This window comes from Kribbella kalugense, assembly GCF_004365875.1.
Classification (GTDB): Bacteria; Actinomycetota; Actinomycetes; order Propionibacteriales; family Kribbellaceae; genus Kribbella; species Kribbella kalugense.
Map to the genome: position 1 here is coordinate 3,088,042 of NZ_SODF01000001.1, position 20,036 is coordinate 3,108,077.

Annotated in this window: 24 protein-coding genes; 7 read left to right on the forward strand and 17 right to left on the reverse strand. The window is 67.5% G+C overall.

Annotation, left to right across the window (positions count from 1 at the left end; translation table 11 throughout):
* Positions 1 to 35: 35 nt before the first annotated feature.
* The 4 genes from EV650_RS14455 to EV650_RS14470 form a co-directional block, all read right to left on the reverse strand.
* A complete protein-coding gene (locus EV650_RS14455; RefSeq protein ID WP_134119194.1) occupies positions 36 to 863 on the reverse strand; it encodes an Fpg/Nei family DNA glycosylase in 828 nt (275 codons plus the stop codon).
* A gap of 171 nt (positions 864 to 1,034) precedes the next feature.
* Positions 1,035 to 1,502 carry a ribose-5-phosphate isomerase gene (locus EV650_RS14460; protein WP_134119196.1) on the reverse strand — a complete coding sequence of 156 codons (468 nt, stop codon included), beginning with the start codon at positions 1,500 to 1,502 and terminating at the stop codon, positions 1,035 to 1,037.
* A 10-nt stretch (positions 1,503 to 1,512) separates the two neighbouring features.
* Positions 1,513 to 2,298, reverse strand: coding sequence for a serine hydrolase (locus EV650_RS14465; RefSeq protein ID WP_238174205.1), 786 nt, complete (start codon positions 2,296 to 2,298; stop codon positions 1,513 to 1,515).
* A 66-nt stretch (positions 2,299 to 2,364) separates the two neighbouring features.
* The gene (locus tag EV650_RS14470) at positions 2,365 to 2,961 is read right to left on the reverse strand and encodes a mycothiol-dependent nitroreductase Rv2466c family protein (protein ID WP_202874504.1); all 597 of its coding nucleotides are present in this window, start codon (positions 2,959 to 2,961) and stop codon (positions 2,365 to 2,367) included.
* 122 nt (positions 2,962 to 3,083) lie between these two features.
* Here EV650_RS14470 and pepN point away from each other — a divergent pair, with 122 nt between their 5' ends.
* The 3 genes from pepN to EV650_RS14485 all read left to right on the forward strand — a co-directional run bounded on the left by pepN (position 3,084) and on the right by EV650_RS14485 (position 7,259).
* Entirely contained in the window at positions 3,084 to 5,654 is a 2,571-nt protein-coding gene (gene pepN, locus EV650_RS14475; protein WP_134119200.1) for an aminopeptidase N, read from the forward strand.
* 100 nt (positions 5,655 to 5,754) lie between these two features.
* Positions 5,755 to 6,285, forward strand: coding sequence for a hypothetical protein (locus tag EV650_RS14480; protein WP_238174206.1), 531 nt, complete (start codon positions 5,755 to 5,757; stop codon positions 6,283 to 6,285).
* Positions 6,286 to 6,518: 233 nt separating this feature from the next.
* The gene (locus tag EV650_RS14485) at positions 6,519 to 7,259 is read left to right on the forward strand and encodes a hypothetical protein (RefSeq protein WP_134119202.1); all 741 of its coding nucleotides are present in this window, start codon (positions 6,519 to 6,521) and stop codon (positions 7,257 to 7,259) included.
* Here EV650_RS14485 and EV650_RS14490 read toward each other — a convergent pair.
* The 7 genes from EV650_RS14490 to EV650_RS14520 form a co-directional block, all read right to left on the reverse strand.
* The gene (locus EV650_RS14490; protein ID WP_134119204.1) at positions 7,229 to 7,819 is read right to left on the reverse strand and encodes a GNAT family N-acetyltransferase; all 591 of its coding nucleotides are present in this window, start codon (positions 7,817 to 7,819) and stop codon (positions 7,229 to 7,231) included. The two genes, EV650_RS14485 and EV650_RS14490, sit on opposite strands and share 31 nt — an antisense overlap.
* A gap of 16 nt (positions 7,820 to 7,835) precedes the next feature.
* On the reverse strand, positions 7,836 to 8,237 hold the full coding sequence (locus tag EV650_RS14495) for a DUF5130 family protein (protein ID WP_238174207.1): 402 nt from the start codon (positions 8,235 to 8,237) through the stop codon (positions 7,836 to 7,838).
* The gene (gene ctaJ, locus EV650_RS14500) at positions 8,224 to 8,514 is read right to left on the reverse strand and encodes an aa3-type cytochrome oxidase subunit CtaJ (RefSeq protein WP_134119208.1); all 291 of its coding nucleotides are present in this window, start codon (positions 8,512 to 8,514) and stop codon (positions 8,224 to 8,226) included. Before ctaJ ends, EV650_RS14495 begins: the two co-directional genes overlap by 14 nt.
* Before the next feature lie 77 nt (positions 8,515 to 8,591).
* Entirely contained in the window at positions 8,592 to 9,095 is a 504-nt protein-coding gene (locus EV650_RS14505) for a hypothetical protein (protein WP_134119210.1), read from the reverse strand.
* Between the two features lie 79 nt (positions 9,096 to 9,174).
* Entirely contained in the window at positions 9,175 to 9,774 is a 600-nt protein-coding gene (locus EV650_RS14510) for a lytic polysaccharide monooxygenase auxiliary activity family 9 protein (protein ID WP_134119212.1), read from the reverse strand.
* A 116-nt stretch (positions 9,775 to 9,890) separates the two neighbouring features.
* Positions 9,891 to 12,008: a 4-alpha-glucanotransferase gene (gene malQ, locus EV650_RS14515; RefSeq protein WP_134119214.1), complete on the reverse strand. Its 2,118-nt coding sequence runs from the start codon at positions 12,006 to 12,008 to the stop codon at positions 9,891 to 9,893.
* 52 nt (positions 12,009 to 12,060) lie between these two features.
* Entirely contained in the window at positions 12,061 to 13,065 is a 1,005-nt protein-coding gene (locus EV650_RS14520; protein ID WP_134119216.1) for a DUF2157 domain-containing protein, read from the reverse strand.
* Between the two features lie 100 nt (positions 13,066 to 13,165).
* Between EV650_RS14520 and EV650_RS14525 the strand changes: the two genes are divergently transcribed.
* Together EV650_RS14525 and EV650_RS14530 are read left to right on the forward strand one after the other, a co-directional pair.
* The gene (locus tag EV650_RS14525; RefSeq protein ID WP_238174208.1) at positions 13,166 to 13,861 is read left to right on the forward strand and encodes a mechanosensitive ion channel family protein; all 696 of its coding nucleotides are present in this window, start codon (positions 13,166 to 13,168) and stop codon (positions 13,859 to 13,861) included.
* A gap of 104 nt (positions 13,862 to 13,965) precedes the next feature.
* A complete protein-coding gene (locus EV650_RS14530) occupies positions 13,966 to 14,961 on the forward strand; it encodes a chitinase (RefSeq protein ID WP_134119218.1) in 996 nt (331 codons plus the stop codon).
* Between the two features lie 48 nt (positions 14,962 to 15,009).
* On the opposite strand, the gene EV650_RS14535 is transcribed toward EV650_RS14530, so the two are convergent.
* From EV650_RS14535 to EV650_RS14550, 4 genes are read right to left on the reverse strand one after another with little or no spacing between them, the layout of a single operon-like run.
* Positions 15,010 to 15,438 (reverse strand): OsmC family protein, encoded by a 429-nt coding sequence (locus EV650_RS14535; RefSeq protein ID WP_134119220.1) that lies wholly within the window; start codon positions 15,436 to 15,438, stop codon positions 15,010 to 15,012.
* A 26-nt stretch (positions 15,439 to 15,464) separates the two neighbouring features.
* Entirely contained in the window at positions 15,465 to 15,884 is a 420-nt protein-coding gene (locus EV650_RS14540) for a globin (protein ID WP_134119222.1), read from the reverse strand.
* 15 nt (positions 15,885 to 15,899) lie between these two features.
* Positions 15,900 to 16,316: an acyl-CoA thioesterase gene (locus tag EV650_RS14545; protein WP_238174209.1), complete on the reverse strand. Its 417-nt coding sequence runs from the start codon at positions 16,314 to 16,316 to the stop codon at positions 15,900 to 15,902.
* A complete protein-coding gene (locus tag EV650_RS14550; RefSeq protein WP_134119226.1) occupies positions 16,316 to 16,735 on the reverse strand; it encodes an acyl-CoA thioesterase in 420 nt (139 codons plus the stop codon). Before EV650_RS14550 ends, EV650_RS14545 begins: the two co-directional genes overlap by 1 nt.
* 125 nt (positions 16,736 to 16,860) lie before the next feature.
* Between EV650_RS14550 and fabG the strand changes: the two genes are divergently transcribed.
* Positions 16,861 to 17,616, forward strand: coding sequence for a 3-oxoacyl-ACP reductase FabG (gene fabG, locus EV650_RS14555; RefSeq protein ID WP_134119228.1), 756 nt, complete (start codon positions 16,861 to 16,863; stop codon positions 17,614 to 17,616).
* Positions 17,617 to 17,642: 26 nt separating this feature from the next.
* Positions 17,643 to 18,098: a MaoC family dehydratase gene (locus EV650_RS14560; protein ID WP_134119230.1), complete on the forward strand. Its 456-nt coding sequence runs from the start codon at positions 17,643 to 17,645 to the stop codon at positions 18,096 to 18,098.
* On the opposite strand, the gene EV650_RS14565 is transcribed toward EV650_RS14560, so the two are convergent.
* Together EV650_RS14565 and EV650_RS14570 are read right to left on the reverse strand one after the other, a co-directional pair.
* Positions 18,095 to 18,979 (reverse strand): GNAT family N-acetyltransferase, encoded by an 885-nt coding sequence (locus EV650_RS14565; protein ID WP_134119232.1) that lies wholly within the window; start codon positions 18,977 to 18,979, stop codon positions 18,095 to 18,097. The genes EV650_RS14560 and EV650_RS14565 overlap by 4 nt on opposite strands.
* Complete coding sequence (locus tag EV650_RS14570) at positions 18,901 to 20,007, reverse strand: GNAT family N-acetyltransferase (protein ID WP_134119234.1); 1,107 nt, start codon at positions 20,005 to 20,007, stop codon at positions 18,901 to 18,903. Before EV650_RS14570 ends, EV650_RS14565 begins: the two co-directional genes overlap by 79 nt.
* Positions 20,008 to 20,036 lie beyond the last annotated feature (29 nt).

Below are 20,036 nucleotides of genomic sequence, written 5' to 3' on the forward strand. Positions count from 1 at the left end.
GTCCGCGCATCAAGCCGTAACACAATCGATGATTCTCAGCTCTTGCGAGTGAGACCGGTGCGTTGGCATTTCGGGCACCAGAACAAGTTGCGCCCGGCCAGGAGCTTGGTCCGGATGACCGACTGGCAGACGTAGCACCGCTGCCCCTGCCGTCGGTAGACATAGACCTCGCCCCCATGATCATCCTTGCGTGGGTCACGCCCCATCGCCTCGGGAGTGTGGTCGTCGGCAACGGTATCGATCCGGCCGGTCTCGACGCCGTACTTCATCAGCGCGAGCAGGTCGTCCCACATGCCCTGCCACTCTCGCTTCTTCACCACGTTGCCAGGGGTCATCGGGTTCAGCTTGGCCCGGAACAGCACCTCGGCCCGGTACACATTGCCGACGCCGCTCAGCACGTCCTGGTTCATCAGCAACTGCCCGATCGGCAGCTTGCTGCGATGGATCCGCTTCCAGGCGAGGTCCGGGTCCGCGTCGTCGCGCAGCGGGTCCGGACCGAGCCGGCCGAGCAGCTTGTCCCGCTCCTCGTCGGTGATCACCTCGCACACGGTCGCTCCGCGCAGATCGGCGTACGACGTCGCGTTCTGCAGCCGGAGCCGGACCTGGCCGACCGGTTCGGGGACCGGTGCCGGCTTGATGTCCATCTTGCCGATCAGACCGAGGTGGATGTGCAGCCAGCCCGCGCCCTCGAAGTCGGCGAGGAAGTGTTTGCCGTGGGCCTCGGTCTGTCGCAACAGATGACCGTCCAGCAGTGCGGCGCCCTCGTCGAACCGGCCCTGCGGACTGGACGTCCGGACCGGACGGCCGCCGAACGCGTCCCAGACGTCGTTCGCCAGGCGGTGCAAGGTGTGACCTTCAGGCATGATTCCTCATATGGGGACGACAGGTGGTTCAGGTGCAGCTAGAGGGGGGCGCAGTACGCCACCCAGCCCGGCGGTGGTTGGTACCGGGCGGTCGATGCGGGCTCGCGACGTCTCCCGCCCCCGCCGGCCGGTCGAACGCAGGCCGGTGAAGCCCGAACCCGACGCAGCTGATCAGGGCAACGCGGGAAGCTCGCCGGACGCCTCGTAGTTCGACAGCATGTCGATCCGGCGGGTGTGCCGCTCCTCGCCGGAGTAGTCGGTGGCCAGGAACGTGTCCACGAATCCGGTCGCCTCCTCCTCCGAGTGCATCCGGGCGCCGACGCTGATCACGTTGGCGTTGTTGTGCTCGCGGCCGAGGCGTGCGGTGTCGGTGCTCCAGGCCAGGATCGCCCGGACCCCCTTCACCTTGTTCGCGGCGATCTGCTCGCCGTTGCCCGAGCCACCGATCACGATGCCCAGGCTGCCCGGGTCGTCGACCACCGCCTGCCCGGTCCGCAGGCAGTACGGCGGGTAGTCGTCCACGGCGTCGTACACCTGCGGACCGTGGTCCGCGACGTCGTGCCCGGCAGCCGTCAGGTGCTGCACCAGGTGGTTCTTGAGTTCGAAGCCGGCATGGTCAGAGCCGATATGCACTCGCATGGCAGGCAATCTACTGTCCGACAGCCTGTATGCGTACGCCGCCCGGCACAGTCAGCGCCGCGGTCAGCTGCGTCACCGCCGCATAGGCCTGCTCGTACGGCGTCCCGCTCGGATGCAGCGTGAACACCGAGACGATGGTCCGGTCGTCGACCCCGACCGTGCCAGTGGTGTGCAGCGCGTCGCTGACCAGGTCCAGCGCCGAGTCCGGCTTCGCCCGGTCCGAGCCGTAACCACTCGAGCCGAGGAACCCCGACCAGCCCTGCTTGACGCTGAAGTCCGGGTCGAAGACCGACGCGATCCCGAAGAACTGGTCGAAGCCGTCCGTCCCGTAGCGGGTCGGCCGGTGCAGCAGATCCATCACGAACTCGCGGACCGGCAGCGGCGCCCGGTCCAGGATGTATCGATAGATCCGGACCGCGTCGGCGGCCGAGATCGCGACGTACCCCCAGAAGCCCGGATGGGTGGCGGGCGGCCGGACGGTGTGGGTCAGGCCGAGTCGCAGCACCATCCGGTCGACAAGGTCCCCGCCACCGAGCTCGTCCCAGTAGTAGCTCGCCGCGTCGTCGTCGCTGCTCCGCAACATGAGCTCGAGCCGGGCGCGGTCCGCGGGCGGAACGTCGTACCGCGGGCCGCGTTCGGCGAGGAAGTCGAGCACGATCAGCAGCTTCACCACCGACGCCGAGCGGAACTGATGGTCGGCGTTCTGTTGCTGGACGAACTGCCCGGTCTCCCGGTCGAACACGGCGATACCAGCAGTCACACCCGGCGGTACGGCGGTCATCTGGAACCTACTCACCACTTGACGAATTCCTTGGTGAGCAACTTTCACTGCCAACGGCCCTCGATTTCAACCCCTGAACCGTCAGTCGAAGATCGGGCCGCGCTCGCGGGTGCGCTTGATCTCGAAGAAGCCCTCGGTGCCGGCCACCAGCCGGACGCCGTCCCAGAGCTTGCCGGCCGCCTCACCCTTGGGTGCGGGCGTGACCACCGGGCCGAAGAACGCCGTACCCTCGACCGCGATGACCGGCGTACCGACCTCCATGCCGACCTGGTCCATGCCGGCGTGGTGCGACTTCCGCAGCGCGTCGTCGAACTTGTCGGAGTCGGCGGCCTCGAGCAGCGAGGCGGGCAGGCCGACCTCTTCGAGCGCCTCGGCCAGCACGGCGTCGTCCTTGCCGCCACGCCCGTCCTTGTGGATCCGGGTGCCGAGCGCGGTGTAGAGCGGCAGCAGTACTTCGTTGCCGTGCGCCTGCTCGGCGGCGATCAGCACGCGGACCCGGCCCAGAAGGCGCTGCCAGTTCTCGTCGTGCTCGTTGCGGTCCTCGTTCAGGACGGCGAGGCTCATCACGTGCCAGGTCGTCTTCACGTCCCGGACCTGCTCGACTTCGAGCATCCAGCGGGACGTCATCCAGGCCCAGGGGCAGGCCGGGTCGAACCAGAAATCTGCAGAGGCAGTCATATTCACCATCATACAAAGTTGAAGAACCCGATGACCGGCTCAGGTACCGGCTTGGTATCCAATACCCAATGTCGGGGGGAAACCCGCATCCAAGCTGAGAGCCAGGTGCATAGGATGCCGACATGCCTGGAACCAACCTGACGCGCGACGAAGCGCGTTCCCGTGCGGGCGTGGTCAGTGACGTGACCTACGCGATCGAGCTCGATCTGACCGGCGCCCCCAGCGGCGCGCCCGTGTTCCCGTCGGTGACCACTGTCACGTTCGGCGCCGCGGCCGGCGCGAGTACCTTCGCCGACCTGATCGCGGACAAGGTCCGCTCGGTGACGCTGAACGGCGTCGCCCTCGATCCGGACGTGGTGTACGACGGCGCCCGCATCCAGCTCGACGGGCTGGCGGAGCGCAACGAGCTGACCGTGGTCGCGGACTGCCTGTACTCGCGGACCGGTGAAGGGCTGCACCGTTCGGTCGACCCGGCCGACAAGGAGACCTACCTCTACACCCAGTTCGAGGTGCCGGACGCCCGCCGGGTGTTCACCACCTTCGAGCAGCCCGACCTCAAGGCCCCGTTCACCTTCACCGTCTCCGCCCCGGCCCGCTGGGTCGTCATCTCGAACGCTCCCACCCCCGAGCCCACGCCGTACTCCGATCCGAACGGCGAGGAGCTGGCCCGCTGGGAGTTCCCGCCGACCGAGCGGATCTCGACGTACATCACCGCGGTCGTCGCGGGTCCGTACCACGTGGTGACGGACTCCTACGAGGGTCCGCACGGGACCTACCCGATGTCGCTGCTGTGCCGTCCGTCGCTGAAGGAGGCGCTGGACGTCGAGGACCTGTTCGAGGTCACCAAGCAGGGCTTCGCGCTGTTCGAGGAGGCGTTCGGGACGCCGTACCCGTTCCACAAGTACGACCAGGCCTTCGTGCCGGAGTACAACATGGGTGCGATGGAGAACGCGGGCTGCGTGACGCTCCGGGACGAGTACCTGTTCCGCAGCCGTACGACGCACGCGGAGCTGGAGTCCCGCGCCAACACCGTGCTGCACGAGCTGGCACACATGTGGTTCGGCGACCTGGTCACGATGACCTGGTGGGACGACCTGTGGCTGAACGAGTCGTTCGCCGAGTGGGCCAGCCACTGGGCCCAGGTGGTCGCGACGACGAAGTACTCCGATGCGTGGACGACGTTCTGCAACGCCCGGAAGAACTGGGCGTACCGGCAGGACCAGCTGCCGTCGACGCACCCGATCGCGGCCGACATGATCGACTTCCACGCGGTCGAGGTGAACTTCGACGGGATTACCTACGCCAAGGGCGCGTCGACGCTGCGCCAGCTGGTTGCCTTCGTCGGCGAGGAGACGTTCGTCACCGCGCTGAAGGAGTACTTCCACGACCACGCGTTCGGCAACACCGAGCTGACCGACCTGCTGAAGCCGCTGGAGAAGGCGTCCGGCCGCGACCTGGACGACTGGACCGAGCGCTGGCTGCGGACCGCCGGCGTGAACACGCTGCGCGCCGACTTCAGCGTCGACTCTGCCGGTGCCTTCACCTCGTTCGCGATCGAGCAGACGGCGACCGAGAAGTTCCCGGTACTGCGGCCGCACCGGCTCGCAGTCGGTCTGTACCGGCGTACCGACAAGGGCCTGGTCCGGACCGAGCGGTTCGAGGTCGACATCGACGGAGCCCGCACCGACCTGCCCGAGCTCACCGGCGCGACCCAGCCGGATCTCGTGCTGCTGAACGACGACGACCTCACCTACGCGAAGATCCGGCTCGACGAACGCTCCCGGGCCACGCTGGTGGAGTCGATCGACCAGCTGACCGAGTCGTTGCCCAGGGCCCTGGCCTGGGGCGCCGCCTGGGACATGACCCGGGACGCGGAGATGCCGGCCAGCCAGTACGTCGGCATCGTCCTGCGCGGCATCCGTGCGGAGACCGACCTCACCGGTGTCCGCTCACTGCTCGCCCAGGCGAACAGTGCGGTCAACCAGTACGCCGCCCCGCAGAACCGGGCCGCCCTGCGGGCCCAGCTCGAGGAGGCGCTGGCCGGTCTGGTCGCCGACGCCGAGCCAGGCAGCGACCACCAGCTGGCATTCGTCCGGGCCTACAGCTCGGCCGTGTTCTCGGAAGCCGGCGGCGACCGGATCCTCGGCTGGCTCGACGGACGCGACCTGCCCGAAGGCCTGGTCGTCGACACGGACCTGCGCTGGACGCTGATCGTGGCACTGTCCCGGCTCGGCCGGATCGGTGCGGACGAGATCGACGAGGAGCTGACCCGCGACACCACGATCACCGGTCAGGAGCGGGCCGCACAGGCTCGCGCCGCCCGGCCGACCGTCGAGGCGAAGGAAGAGGCCTGGCGGATCGCGGTCGAGTCCGAGGACACCCCGAACGAGACGCAGTTCCGGACCATCCTCGGCTTCCAGCAGCCCGGCCAGGAGGACCTGCTCCGGCCGTACGTCGACCGGTACCTGAGCGCCGCCAAGGACGTGTACACGCGGCTCGGCTCGTCAATGGGCGAGAACGTGCTGGTGTACCTGTCACCGCGACACCTGGCGGACCAGGGGGCGCTGGACGCGCTGACCGACTGGCTGGCCGCGGAGTCCTCGTCGGTCGACGCACCGACCCTCCGCTACGTCACCGAGGCCCAGGCCGACCTGACCCGCGCGATCGCCGCGCAGGCGAAGGACATCGTCTGACCGCCTGCCACTGCTGCCACTGCTGACACTGCTGCCACTGCCGGTCTCGCCAGGAGACCGGCAGTGTCGCGTTGGACCTCGGTGCGGTAAGACTGGGTCGGTGCCCGCCTCCGACCCCGCCTTGGCCGGTGCGGCAGCTGTTGCGCTGACCGGACTCGCAGAGGCCTACAGACCCCGCCCGATCACTCCACTGATGCCCTGGCGGTACCCGCACCGCCTGGTGAAGCCGTACATCGTCACGGCCCGCGGACGGCAGTGGGACGACCACATGGTCGAGGTCGCCCGCGCCACTGCCACCCGTCAGCTCGAGTTCGACGACGCGATGGGGTCCGTCGGACTCGGTGTCGTCGTACTGCACCTGGGAGACGACGGCATCTACCTGGTCGTGCAGAGCTGGGCGAGAGACTTCCAGTCCCGCCTGAGCATGTTCAGCGGCATGGAGGTCGAAGACCTCCGCCCAGCTCCCATCGGCGCGGCACCGTGCGTCTGGGAGCTCGAAGTCCTCAGCCACGAGCGCGCGTCGTACGTGAACCACATCCTCTCCGCAGGAGTCGACATCGACGCCTGGCTGGACGACGCCCTCGACACCCGCCCGACCCCCAAGTACGACGGCATCCCCTCCGGCACCTAAGAGGGCGTCTGGGAACTCTAAGTCAGGACATTGCGGTTTTCGGGGTGTCCGACCGCGTTCGGTGAGGGTCAAACGATTGCTCGTCGGCGGGGTGTGAGGGGCTGTGCGCGGTGCGCAATCCGTTGCAGGGAAAGAGATTCTTGCCACCTGAGAGAGGCTCACTTACTCGGTCGTTCGGTTTAAGCTGCACCGGACTATCCATTCCAGGGGTTGTCTGGGGAGGGGCCCTTGTCGTGACTCACGTCGATCACCGGAAACCACCCGCGCGGGTGGCCCGAAGGCAGCAGAAGAACACCCAGAAGGACACGCAGCACACCAGTCATCAGGCGAGTCGTCATGGCTCCGCCGTCCGGAAAGCGCCGGCAGCACGGCCGCGGAAGGCGCAGCGTTCGCACAGCGCCATCGGTGCGGCGATCGTGGCCTCGGCGGCGATGGTCGCGGTGTTCGCCTTCATCCTGACCCGGGGAACGTCCAACGCCCCGCCGGCCGACGGACTGCGGCTGGGCACCGACACAGGCGCCGTGGCACCGACTGCACAAGCCTCGAGTGGAAGCGCCACCAAGGCGGACCGCAAGCCGCCGGCGACCGCACCCAGGGCCAAGGTCCAGAAGACCACTCCCCCGCAGGTGAACACCGGTCCGGTCTCGCCGAAGTTCAAGCGCGGTCAGTGGATCGCGATCATGGACAAGTACCCGACCGATGTCGGCATGGACGCGGACAAGAGCGCGAAGGCCGCCGCGAGCAAGCTCACCCTGGCCGGCATTCCGGCGAAGGCGATGCTGGTCGACGGGCAGTATCCGGGCCTCACGAACAGCAGCTCGATGACACCGGTCACCAACACCTGGGTGGTCTACCTCGGTCCAGGCACGTCGTCGGCGCAGATGCTCAACGTCTGCCTCGACCCGCGGACCCAGGCGGCCTACCTGAGCCCGGCCTGCCCGACCTACGAGCCGGCCAGCGCACCCGGCGGCTGAGGGACCACATCCGTCGCCAGCCTGGCGTGGAGGTGCGAGTCGTGCCGCTTGCCGGTCGGCTCGACGTAGTAGTCGCGCATCACGCCCTCGAGCTGGAAGCCGGCGCGGAGTGCGACATGGCACGATCCCTCGTTGATCAGCGAGTGGTCGAGCGCGATGCGGTGCAGACGCAGTCCGTCGGCTGCGAAGGCCCAGGTCGCCGCTGCGTCGAGTGCGCGAGCACCGAGCCGGCGGCCACGGGCCAGCGGGCTGACCCAGTACGCCGCGACCGCCTGATCGGGGACCCGGTGAACGTCCCGGAGCGAGACGCTGCCGAGCACCTGGTCGGTCGCGGCGTCCGCGATCGCGAAGATCGCGTTGCCGTGAGCCCAGCCGTCGATGCGCGGCTCCAGCCACCTGCGGGCACGCTTGTCCGCAGGTGCACGGATGACCGCCGTACCCGCGGTCCAGCGAAGGATGCCCGGGTCCCGCAACGCCTCAGCCACCGCGTCCTCGTCGGATGCGACGAACGGACGCAGTACGACGTCGTCCAGCTCGATGCGGTGTGGCTGCAGCGCCATGAGTGACCAGGCCGTGCTACAGCTTGTGCAGCTCGTCGCTGGCGTGCAGCAGCGGCGGCTGGTGAGCGTGCGTGCCCAACTGCTGTACGCCGGTGACCAGACCGCCGGTCAGGTCACCGGCAGCGAACGACGTCTGCATGGTCAGCGCGGCCAGGCCGGCGGCGACGTCCGACAGCTGTCGCTTCGCCTGCGAGCCGGTGACGATCTCGAGACGGCGACCGGCCGGGTCGACGTACACCAGGACAGAGCTGTCCGGGTCGTCCAGCTCGTTCAGCAGCTCGATGGCGAACGGACGGGTCTCCTCGTCGGCACCACCGACGTACACCGAGAAGTGCAGGCCGGAGACCTCCTCGGCGTGCTGGACCGCCTTCTCGATGTCGTAGAGCTGGTCTGGGGTGAATGCGTCACCAGCTGGCACTTGCGCCTCCGATCGTGCGGGCGATGCCGGTGCCGGCGGTCGCGGTGGCACCCGGCGCGCTGTTCAGCGCGGGCAGCTCGGGCAGGTTGGCCGGATCCGGCTTGGTCGCGGTCGGCCCGTTGATCCAGACCGGCGGGGCCCACCAGGACAGGCCTGGGCGGTACCGCGGCCCGTCGGCGATCGAGGACGCGAACACCAGCAGCGCCAGCACCGCGACAACCAGCACAGGAATCCCGACGAACACCAGCAACGAGTGCCCGGACAATTCGACAATCACGACCTGCAGCCTAGTACCCAGCAGACCGCGGCCGCTCCAGGGCCTCACCCCAGAGCGACCGCGAGTCGCACAACCTCTCAGCAGCCGCCGCAGTTGAAGTAGGTCACGTCCCAGTGACTGCCTTCGTTGGCGTAGATGTTGCCGGCGCCCGACTTCCACTGCGGGTAGCCGTCGCCGCGGTCGGCGATCCGGGTGAAGTTGTTGTGCACGTAGTTGGTCACACAGGTCGTGATGGCGATGTCGACCTTGTAGCCGTTCCAGTGGCTGTACGTGCCGCTGGCGTGGCCGGTCTCGGTGCCACCGGTGATCCGGATCGCGCACCCACTCGACTGCTTCAGCGTGCGTACGCCGTACACCGTGCTGTCGTTGATCTGGTCGAACGACGTACAGGTGCTGTTGTTCCGGTTCGAGCAGTTGCCGCTGGACGACCAGGTGATGCCGGCGGCGCTGAAGATCGCGGTCGCCTGGGCGTGGGTCAGCTTGGTCAGGGCCGACGCCTGCTCGACCGCCACCACACCGGGCAGCAGGCCGACGAGTACGGCGACGACGGGAACGAGGACTCGGCGGAGCAATGACTTCATGGGGACACTCCTTGAATACGGGGCGGTTATTCAAGGAGTGCACTGCCCAGGAAAGTTATTGGCGAAACGTCAGATTGAACTAGAAATTAACATCCGAGCACTGGTAGAAGGCGTTCGCGGTGTCGGCGATGGTCCAGACGGCGAGGATCATGTGCCGTCCGGTCCGGCCGGTCGGGATCGTGCCTGGGTGCGAAACGTCGGTCGCCGGCCGGGCGCCGTTCATCGGGACGGTGAGGAACGGTTCGAGGTCGAGGTCGGACCGGGTCAGCGGTTGGGTCGGATCCCAACCCTGCTTGGTCATGTAGTACTTGAAGTCCGTGGTCGCGTGCGCCGCGGTCAGGTGCCAGGTGAACGTGAATCCCTGCCCACCTTGAAGTTGGGTGGCCGGCCAGGTCCCGCCGCGCTGGTCGTCCAGCTGAGCGAACTGCGCCAGCCCGGCCGAACAGAGCGTCCCGTCCGCCGGTCCGGTCTGCGGGAATCCCTTAGGACCCTCCACGCTTTGCGGCTCCCACTGGATCTGGCCGCAGTCGGTGACGACTCCGTCCTGACAGTTCTTGGCCCGGCTGGTCGGGCCAGTCGTGTAGCCGTGCCCGTAGGCGAGCGGCACCGACGTGCAGACCGTCAACGCGAACGCGCTGACAGCGATCCCGAGCACGCTGAGCTTCCGTTTTCGCAGCATGCGATCTCCTTCCACTGTTGGGGCGGTGGACAGCGAAGGAAGGCGCCTTCTCACTGAATAGAAAACAACCGTTCAAATCTATTGTCAACGGTTCGTGAGCAGGCGAATACAGAAAGCTAGATATTGAGGGCGCCGATCAGGCGACGGAGGCGTGCGTTGTTGGGCAGGTCCTCGACGAGGACGGGTTCGCCCTCGGGACCGCCCAGCGGGATTCGCCAGTTGGGGTACTCGTCGGTGGTGCCGGGCTGGTTCTGGGTGCGGCGTTCGCCCACGGCATCCGTGAGGGCCACGCCGACCAGCTTCGCGGGCGTGTGGGCCACATAGCGATGGAGAGCCTCCACGATGCGCTCCACGTCTCCGTCGGTGTTGCTGAGGAGGTGACGCTCGCGGAGCGCGTTCAGCCACGCGTCGCGGTCCGCCTCGTCGACAGCCAGCTCTTCGGCCACTGGGCGAGTCAGCAGACCAAGCCGGTTGCGCAGCTCCACATGATCGCCAGCCAGGTACCCCGCAGTCGGCGGGAGGTCGTGAGTGGTGACAGTGGCCAGGCACAGCTCCCGCCACCGCTCCGGCGCCAGCGGCTTCCCGTTGGCATCACGCTCGAACCACAACACCGACGTACCGAGGATGCCGCGCTCTGTCAGGTAGTCGCGCACCCACGGCTCGACCGTACCCAGGTCCTCGCCGATCACGGTCACCCCGCTGCGCTGCGCTTCCAGTACGAGGATCCCGACCAACGCCTCGTGGTCGTACCGCACGTACGTCCCCTCGGTGGGCCGCTCCGGTGACGTCACCCACCACAACCGGAACATTCCGAGGATGTGGTCGATCCGCAGTCCACCACCGTGCCGCATGACCGCACGGACCAGATCGCGCCAAGCGGCGTACCCGGTCTCGGCCAGCGCGTTTGGACGCCAGGGCGGCTGCGACCAGTCCTGTCCCTGCTGGTTGAACGCATCCGGCGGTGCACCGACGTGGATGTCCTTCGCCAGCACCTCCTGCAGCGCCCACGCGTCAGCGCCGTCCGGATGCACACCAACCGCCAGATCGTGTACGACGCCCAGCGACATCCCCGCCGCCTTGGCCCGGGCCTGCGTCCGGGCGAGCTGCTCGTCCAGCTGCCACTGCAGCCAGCAGTGGAACTCCACCGCGTCCGGATTCTCGTTGCGGAAGGCAACAACAGCCGGCGACGTCGGCTCCTGGAGTTCCTCGGGCCACTTGCTCCACTCCGGCCCGTGCACGTCCGCGATCGCAGCCCAGGTGGCGAAGTCGATCAGCCCCTGGCTCTCCCGGTCGCAGTACGCGCCGTACTCCGCGATCCGGCCGATCGACGGCTGCACGCGGAACAGCACCTGCAGCGCCTCACGCTTCGCCGTCCACACCGTGTCCCGGTCGATCGCGGTCACGTCCTCGCTGAGCGCCCGGGCCTGCAGCGCCAGCGTCCGAACGCGATCACGTTCGGCCGGTGCCAGGTCGCCGTACTCGTCGATGTCCTCGATCCGCAGGTAGATCGGGTTCGCGAACCGCCGCGACGCCGGCAGGTACGGCGAGGGCTCCATCCGGCCTGCTACCTCAGCAGCGTGCAACGGGTTCACCAGAACGAACCCGGCACCCAGATCGTGCGCAGACCAGGCGGCCAGATCGGCCAGGTCGTGCAGGTCACCGATCCCCCACGACCGCCGCGACCGAACGGAGTACAGCTGCAGCACCCAACCCCAGGTCCGGTGCAGCTTCTCCGGCTCGAGCTGCCGCGGCGTGACGATCAGCGTGCTGACCGAGATCTCCGGACCGGTCCCGATCCGCGCGCACAGCCGGTGGTATCCGAGCGGCAGGTCTCCCGGCAGCTGGAACGTCGCCTCACCGACCTGTACTCCGTCGACCCACTCCGGCTCGACCAAATGGTTCTGCTGCGGGATGTCCCGACGCTGACCGCCGTCCTCGAGGTCGACCCACACCTCCGCGCCCGACCCGTGCGGCAGGTGTACGGCGAACCACGGCGTCCACCCCGCCCGCATCACCACAGTGGCGGGCAGCGTACGACGCCAACGCGCCTGCTGGTGCTCAGCGAGAGCAAGTGCCGCCTTCTCCGGTGTAGACGCGTCTACACCGAGAGCCGCGAGTACGTCGGACACGACCTCGCTCGAGACAACCACATGCTCGCCCTGCCAATTCCAGTACTCCGTCGCCACGCCATGGGCAACCGCTAGCTCGACAAGGGCCGCAGTGGGAGCTGTCACCCCAGCGAGTCTGCCGTATCGACGGCGTCAACGGCTAACGGCGCGCGCCGTCCTACTCGTTCGAGTGACGGCGGCTGAGCATCAGTACGGCGAGCAGCAGGACACCGCTGGCCACAACGAGACCGATCGCCACCCCGGCCATGTTGTCGGTCAGCTGATAGAGCGAGGTCGGCCAGATCACCAGCAGGATCGCGCAACCCACCACGGCGTACGCCGGACGCCGCGTGCGACCGTACGCGACCAGCAGCGCCGCCGGTCCCGCAGTACCGACGGCCAGCGCCATGATCTCGCCACGCTCCTGCACCAGCCAGCAGATGGACGAACTGAACATCGCGGCTCCGGCCAGTGACCAGGACGTCACCTGATCGCGCACCAGCCCGAGCATCGCGAAAACGAACGCGACGATGATGAAACCGGTCCCTGCGATGCCGGCGCTGTTCATCGCCGAACCTGTGTCCGGAGTGAGGACATCTGCCGTGATCACCAACACACCCACGGCCAGGATCCCAAACGTTGCCACGAGCAACGAAGACCCTTCCAGCCACCACAGCCCGACCGCGGCCAGCGCGAGCGCGACCACCACACCGACGACCCGACCGGCCTCCCCCTCGATCGCGACGAACGTGGCAAAGCCGGCCACACAGCAACCCAGCGATGCGAGCGCCGAGCTCAGCTGCTCGCGGCGCCGCACCAGCGCGAGCACGACGGCCGCACCGAGCAGTAGGACCGCTGCCGTCGTACCGGTGGTTACACGGGCCGCACGGCCCATTTCGCCCCAGTTGGCCAGGGTCAGGAGTGCGACCGCACCCAGCAGCAGCGCGCCACCGATGTACCCGAGCACCTCAACCAACGCGTTCGAGTGCGTCACCGCGGACGGCGTCTTCGGCTTGGCCGGGCCGGACTCCTGCGGCTCCGGCTCCGGGTGGGGACGACCGGGGTCGGCCAGCGCCGCGTCGATCTCCGCGTCGGCGGCGTCCCGGATCGAGTCGGCCTGGTACTGACGCAGCACACCAGCGCTCACGAGCCTGGACAGCTCGTCATCCAGCCGGCTCGACATGCGATCGCGTCTCCTTGTCAGCCTACTAAGATCAGTCGGCGAGATGCCTATTCTGACCAGCTACCTTCTGTCCTTAGTCAGTCACCCCCTGTTTTCCCCGTTGTTGTCACTGCCCGAGCAGTTCCCGACCTTCTTCAGAACGGGTAACGACGGCAAGCTGGAGGTGACCGACCAGATCGTCGTCGTCCCGGTCCGGATCGCCGCGCTGATCGTCGGCTTCTTCGTCCTGCGCTGGATCCTGCACAAGATCATCCGCAAGTTCGCCCGCCGGACCGGCAACGGCGCCGTCGCCGGCGTGCTGTCGAAGTCCAAGATCGGCCAGGATTTCGTCGAGAACACCCTCGCGAACGAGCGCCGGACGCAGCGGGCCGAGACGATCGCGTCGCTGCTGACCAGCGTCGTGACCATCGTGTTGTCCGCCGTCCTGGTCGTCATGGTGCTGGCCGAGCTCGGCTTCAACATCCTGCCGGTGATCGCGTCCGCCAGCATCATCGGCGTGGCGCTCGGCTTCGGCGCGCAGACGCTGGTGAAGGACTTCCTGGCCGGCGTGTTCATGATCTTCGAGGACCAGTACGGCGTCGGCGACCTGATCGACATGGAGAAGGCGACCGGCACCGTGGTCGCGGTCGGCCTGCGGATCACCACACTGCGCGGCGAGGACGGCACCACCTGGTACGTGCGCAACGGCGAGGTGGTCCGGATCGGCAACCTGACCACCCGCAACCCTCAGAGCGACGCCTCCTCCGGTGTCGGCTCAGCCACGGAGCAGGAAGAACAAGCTTCCAAGACCGACTGAAATCAGCTGTTGACGCATCGCGACGGGCGGGTCATGATCGAGCGAACCGTTAGGAAACCTTCCTAACTAAAGAACTCTGACCGCCCCCAGATTGGGAGTTCGAGATGCGCTCACGCATGTTCAAGATCGCCACCGCGGCGGTCGCAGCCGGTGCCCTGGCGCTCGGCGCCGCGGCTGCCGCCCAGGCGTCCACCCACCAGGTCCAGGCGGACCCGGCCAGCATCGGCGCCGCGCCGTACCTGTACCTCGGCTGGGGTAACCCGCAGAAGCCGACCGATGTGATGAAGGCCGCCGGCAACCAGTGGTTCACGCTGGCCTTCATCCTGTCCGACGGCGGCTGCAACCCGAAGTGGGACGGCGACCGCGCCCTGACCGGCGGCTCGGACCAGTCCACGATCAACAGCATCAGGTCCGCCGGCGGCGACGTCATCCCGTCGTTCGGCGGCTGGTCCGGCAACAAGCTCGGTGAGAAGTGCACCTCGGCCTCGGCGCTGGCCGGCGCGTACCAGAAGGTGATCGACGCCTACAAGCTGAAGGCGATTGACATCGACATCGAGGACACCGAGTTCCACAGCGCCGCCGCCCGGCAGCGGGTCGTCGACGCGCTGAAGACCGTGAAGAGCAAGAACTCCGGGATCAAGACCTACATCACGATGGGCACCGACCAGACCGGCCCGGACTCGTCGGGCGTCGACCTGATCAACAAGGCCGCCAAGGCGGGTCTGGCGAACGACGGCTGGGTGCTGATGCCGTTCGACTTCGGCGGCGGCTCGACCAACATGGCGACGCTGACCCAGAAGGCCGAGGAGGGCTTGAAGGGCCGGCTCAAGACGGCGTACGGCTACTCCGACGACACGGCGTACCGGCACATGGGTATCTCGTCGATGAACGGCAAGACCGACGACGGCGAGACGGTCCGGCTGCAGGACTACAAGACGATGCTGGCGTACGCGCAGCAGCACCACCTGGCCCGATTCACCTTCTGGGCGGTCAACCGGGACCGCGCCTGCGGTGGCAGCAACAACGACGGCGACTCGTGCAGCGGGATCTCACAGAGCCAGTACGACTTCACCAAGGTGGCCGCGCAGTTCCACGGCTGAAAGCAAACGTCCGGCGAACCCGTGTGGGTTCGCCGGACGTTGTGCGGGTCAGGCAGTGAAGGTGACGTCCAGCGTGATCGGGACGGCGGACAGCGCCTGCGAGACCGGGCAGTTCTTCTTCGCGCCCTCGGCGAACTCGGCGAACTCGTCGGCGGTCAGGCCGGGTACGTTGCCGTTGACCGACAGCTTGATGCCGGTGATGCCCTCACCCGGCTGGAAGGTCACGTCGGCCTGGGTGTCGATCGACGCCGGCGGGTTACCGGCACCGGCCAGCGCGTGCGACAGCGCCATCGAGAAGCAGGTGGAGTGCGCGGCCGCGATCAGCTCCTCCGGGCTGGTCTTGCCGTTCGCGTCGTTCGCCCGCGAGGCCCAGGTGACGTCGTAGGTGCCGACGCCGGACGACTCCAGGGCGACCTGGCCGGCGCCCTCCATCAGCGAGCCTTCCCAGTGGGCCTTGGCCGTACGAGTGGTAGCCATGCTCGTGTTGTCTCCTTCGAGAGAGTTCAGCGTCCCGACACGTCGATCGCGCCGGGGTACTGCGGTTCGTCGGTGTTCACCATGCTGTGCGCGGCCATCACCATGTAGTTCCAGATCTCCTGGTCCCGCTCCGGGGACAGGCCGAGCTCGTCCAGCGCGGCCCGCATGTGGCCGAGCCACCGGTCCCGTGCGCTCGGGGTGACGGCGAACGGGGCGTGCCGCATCCGCAGCCGCGGATGCCCGCGCTGCTCGGAGTACGTCTTCGGGCCGCCCCAGTACTGCTCCAGGAACATCCGGAAGCGCACCTCGGCCGGACCGAGGTCCTCCTCCGGGTACATCGCCCGCAGCTCCGGGTCGGCGGCAACACCGCGGTAGAACGCTGCCACCAATCGGTGGAAGGTCTCTGCCCCACCAACGGCGTCGTAGAAGCTCTGCTGCTCAGTCATATCGGTTCTAGTCTCTCAACCGGTCACAACGTGCTTCAGCAGGGCTGCCCGTTCGGCGTCACCCAGGGCCCGCTTGGCGTGCGTCGTACCGTCCACCGCGACGATCACCGACTCTGCCTTGGCGTACACGTCGTCCGACTCACCACTGCGATCCACGATCCGCGACCCCAGCGTGTACGACGACGTGCCGACGGACGCGATCCACACGTCGACGTCGTACGGCGGGTGCCGCAGCAGGATCGGCCGCAGGTAGTCGATCGTCTGACTGACAAGCACGCACGGGTACTCCGCGAAGAAGTCCCCGGTGGTCTCCATCACCTGCCCGAGGAAGACGATCCGGGCCTCCTGCAGGTAGTCGAAGTACCGCACGTTGTTGACGTGGTCGTACGAGTCGATGTCCGACCAGCGGACCAGCACCTGGTACGTGAACATCAGGCACCCACCAGCTTCGACAGGGCCCCGCGCTCGACCGGACTGATCCGGCGCAGCCGGTTGGCGTTGAAGTCGAACGGGACCAGTTTGGTCCTCGCCTCCACATAGGTACGGCGTTCAGGCTCGGCATCGAGGATCTCGTAGTCCACCGTGAACGACGCGGCCTTGATCTCGCTGATCCACAGCTCGATCCGGACCGGTTCGGGACGGAAGTGCAGCGGCGCCCGGTACTGGACCTCGTGCCGCGCCACCAGCAGACCGGTCTCGAGGGTGTCCGCACCGAGCTCCTTGGCGGTCCGAAACAGGAAATCGACGCGGGCGTCCTGGAGGTAGTCGACGTACCGGCCGTTGTTGACATGACCAAGCGCGTCCATGTCGCCCCAGCGCAATGGACAGTAATAGACGTGGCGGTTCCTCATACCTTCCCCACCCCACCGCCCCGATCTGTGATGATCCACACGGCGATCATCGCATCCGACATACTCCCCGGGTGACAGAGCGTGGGTAATGTCATCTCCGCAAGCCACAGACGACAGGAGCGGGTATGAGCGAGCAGCGGGTGGCGATCGTGACCGGGGCGGCCCGGGGAATCGGCGCGTCCGTCGCGCAGCGGCTCGCCAAGGACGGCAACGCGGTCGCGGTCATCGACCTCGACGAGGGCGCCTGCACGGCGACCGTCAAGGCGATCACCGAGGCCGGTGGCAAGGCCATTGCGGTCGGCTGCGACGTCAGCAAGTCCGACCAGGTCGCTGCGGCGATCGAGCGGGTGGTGGCCGAGCTCGGTGCGCCCACGATCCTGGTCAACAACGCCGGCGTACTGCGGGACAACCTGCTGTTCAAGATGTCCGAGGACGACTGGGACACGGTCATGTCGGTGCACCTCAAGGGCAGCTTCCTGATGTCGAAGGCCTGCCAGGCGCACATGGTCGAGGCCGGTTACGGGCGGATGGTGTTCCTGTCGTCCACGTCCGCGCTGGGCAACCGCGGCCAGGCCAACTACGCGTCCGCGAAGGCCGGCCTGCAAGGCCTGGCCAAGACGCTGGCGATCGAGCTCGGCAAGTTTGGCGTCACGGCCAATGCGATCGCACCTGGTTTCATCGAGACTGACATGACGGCCGCCACCGCGGCTCGGGTCGGGGTCGACTTCGAGGAGTTCAAGAAGGCGACCGCGGCAACCATCCCGGTGAACCGGACCGGCAAGCCGGAGGACATCGCCGCCGCGGCGTCGTTCTTCTGCAGCGAAGAGGCCGGCTTCGTCTCCGGCCAGGTCCTGTACGTCGCCGGCGGACCACGAAACTAAAGGACCGCGAAACTAAGGGGCAGCTCATGCCGCAGACCTTCAACGGCGTCGACGAGGTCGTCCACGCGGTCGGCACCCAGCTCGGCGAGACCGAGTGGCTGGAGATCACCCAGGAACAGGTGAACCAGTTCGCCGACGCCACCGGTGACCACCAGTGGATCCACGTCGACGTCGAGCGGGCGAGCAAGGGTCCGTACGGCGGCACGATCGCGCACGGTTACCTCACGCTGAGCCTGATCGCGCGCTTCGGTGACGAACTGTTCAAGGTCGACGGTGTCACCGCCAAGCTCAACTACGGCGTCAACAAGGTCCGCTTCCCGTCCCCGGTCCCGGTCGGCAGTCGCGTCCGCGCCGGCGCCTCGGTCTCCAACGCGGTCGAAACCCCGGCCGGCGTGCAGGTCTCGCTGAACTGGGTCATCGAGCTGGAAAACTCCACCAAACCAGCCTGCGTCGCGGAGACCGTCGTACTGCTCGTCCCTTAGAGCGGGCAGATCAGGACTGCGTGGGTCGCGATCCGCTGGTAGCCGAGCCATTCGTTGACCGCGAGCATCGGCGCGTTGCCGTCGTAGTTCGCGGTGTACGCCCCCTGGATGCCGGCGCCACCGGCGCGCTGCAGGGCGGCGGTCTTGACCAGCTTGGCCAGACCACGACCGCGGTACTCCGGCATGGTCGACGTCATCCTCGACCAGATCTTGGCGTCGTCACCGTGACTGCGCGTGAACGCGACGATCTGACCGTCGTACACCGCGGCCGCACTCACAGTGCGGATCAGATCCGGTGAGTTCCAGATCTCGGCGAGCCAGTCGTCGTACGGCCGGGACGAGATCTTCGCGTCGCCCGGCTTCGTGCGTTGAGCGACCTCGTCGGCGGCGTACAGCATCCGCGGATCGACGTCGGTGAGGGCGACCAGTTCCACCCTGCTCGGGACCTCCGGGAGGTCCGGCGCCTTGCGCGGGTCGATGCCCGAGTAGTGCACCTGCCGGGTCTGCCGGTAGCCGAACCGCGCCGCCCACTCGACACTGCTCGGGTCGGCGAACACCCGGGCCGACGTCGCCCCGGCGGCCCGCAGGTCCGCGTGGGTTGCCTCCAGCAACTTCGTGCCGATACCGCGACCGCGGTACTCCGGCCGGACCAGCAACCGCAGCTCGCCGTCCAGCGGGACCGAGCCGCCGATCAGATCGGCTTGCGCCCAGCCCACCAACTCGCCGTTGTCCAACGCCGCGAGTACGCCCCGCCCAGGCACGGCCGGCCCCGCCAGCCGGCGCGCGAGCGCGCTCCGGGTGATCACCAGATACGGAACCAGCGCGTCGTGCAATGCGACCGCGGCTTCGACATTCCCTGGTCCCGCAGCCCTGATTTCCATCCGAACTCCTTGGGCACTCCAACAGCGAAGTCCCCCGGAACATAGCGCCCTTTCAGGTGTATACCGGAAGGAAACCGATTACAGCTCTGTATCAGAGCCTTTGCGCAAAACCCACACCGCTGGTCGGAAAGCGTCAGCAGCAAACCGAGTTCGGTCTGCACCCGTTCGTACCCGAGCCAGTTGTTGATGGCAAGCATCGGCCCGTTCTCGTCGTCGTTCGAGGTGTACGCCGCGGTGATCCCCGACTCGGCCGCCCGCCGGAGCGCAACGGATTTCACCAGCTTCGCCAGCCCGCGACCCCGGTACGCCGGAATCGTTCCCGTCATCCCCGACCACATCCGGTCGCCATCGGTCTCGACCAGGGTGAAGGACGCCATTTCGTCACCGGCCATCGCCGCCACGCTCAGCGACTTGTCCAGGGACGGGTTGTTCCAGATGTCTTCGAGCCACCGGTCGTACTCGATCGAATCCATCGGCGAGTCGGTCGGCTCGTCCAGCGCCGCGATCGTGTCGGCGGTGTACGCCGCCCGCGGATCCACCTGGTCGAACGCGACCACCTCGATGCCATCCGGCGTCGCCGGCTGCTCCGGCAACGACGCGAGCTGGACACCGGCGTAGTGCATTTGGCGGGTGCCGTCGTACCCGAGGTTGCGGGCGAACTCCAGGCCGTCAGGGTGGACGAACGTCCGCACCCTGATCGCACCGACCTCGGTCAGGTGCTGATGCAACCGCTCGGCCAACTGGCTGCCGATGCCCTGCTTGCGATGATCGGGATGCACGAACACAGCGACTTCGCTCTCGCCCGGCTCACTCGTCCAGACGGTCAGGCCGGCCGATCCCCAGGCAACGATCTCGCCGTCGCGTTCGGCGACCAGCGGCAGGAATCGCTGCCCCGGCGACTGAACGGTGATGATGTGCCGGGTCGCCGCCGCCGACATCGCCTTGTACGGGTAGACCGCCCGCCGGACGGCCGCCACCGCCTCGGCGTCCTCAGCAACAGCTTGTCGCACCACAACCCGCGTCGTCATGCCCGGGACACTAGCCAGCACGCCGTGCA

Bases quoted from the DNA above. Each gene is read 5' to 3' on its own strand.
- EV650_RS14560 (WP_134119230.1), top strand. From the start codon at position 17,643: ATGCCGCAGACCTTCAACGGCGTCGACGAGGTCGTCCACGCGGTCGGC.
- EV650_RS14535 (WP_134119220.1), bottom strand. From the start codon at position 15,438: ATGGCTACCACTCGTACGGCCAAGGCCCACTGGGAAGGCTCGCTGATG.
- EV650_RS14530 (WP_134119218.1), top strand. From the start codon at position 13,966: ATGCGCTCACGCATGTTCAAGATCGCCACCGCGGCGGTCGCAGCCGGT.
- EV650_RS14455 (WP_134119194.1), bottom strand. From the start codon at position 863: ATGCCTGAAGGTCACACCTTGCACCGCCTGGCGAACGACGTCTGGGAC.
- EV650_RS14505 (WP_134119210.1), bottom strand. From the start codon at position 9,095: ATGAAGTCATTGCTCCGCCGAGTCCTCGTTCCCGTCGTCGCCGTACTC.
- EV650_RS14490 (WP_134119204.1), bottom strand. From the start codon at position 7,819: ATGGCGCTGCAGCCACACCGCATCGAGCTGGACGACGTCGTACTGCGT.
- EV650_RS14520 (WP_134119216.1), bottom strand. From the start codon at position 13,065: ATGTCGAGCCGGCTGGATGACGAGCTGTCCAGGCTCGTGAGCGCTGGT.
- EV650_RS14545 (WP_238174209.1), bottom strand. From the start codon at position 16,316: ATGTTCACGTACCAGGTGCTGGTCCGCTGGTCGGACATCGACTCGTAC.
- EV650_RS14570 (WP_134119234.1), bottom strand. From the start codon at position 20,007: ATGACGACGCGGGTTGTGGTGCGACAAGCTGTTGCTGAGGACGCCGAG.
- EV650_RS14565 (WP_134119232.1), bottom strand. From the start codon at position 18,979: ATGGAAATCAGGGCTGCGGGACCAGGGAATGTCGAAGCCGCGGTCGCA.
- EV650_RS14540 (WP_134119222.1), bottom strand. From the start codon at position 15,884: ATGACTGAGCAGCAGAGCTTCTACGACGCCGTTGGTGGGGCAGAGACC.
- pepN (WP_134119200.1), top strand. From the start codon at position 3,084: ATGCCTGGAACCAACCTGACGCGCGACGAAGCGCGTTCCCGTGCGGGC.
- fabG (WP_134119228.1), top strand. From the start codon at position 16,861: ATGAGCGAGCAGCGGGTGGCGATCGTGACCGGGGCGGCCCGGGGAATC.
- EV650_RS14550 (WP_134119226.1), bottom strand. From the start codon at position 16,735: ATGAGGAACCGCCACGTCTATTACTGTCCATTGCGCTGGGGCGACATG.
- EV650_RS14460 (WP_134119196.1), bottom strand. From the start codon at position 1,502: ATGCGAGTGCATATCGGCTCTGACCATGCCGGCTTCGAACTCAAGAAC.
- EV650_RS14510 (WP_134119212.1), bottom strand. From the start codon at position 9,774: ATGCTGCGAAAACGGAAGCTCAGCGTGCTCGGGATCGCTGTCAGCGCG.
- EV650_RS14470 (WP_202874504.1), bottom strand. From the start codon at position 2,961: ATGACTGCCTCTGCAGATTTCTGGTTCGACCCGGCCTGCCCCTGGGCC.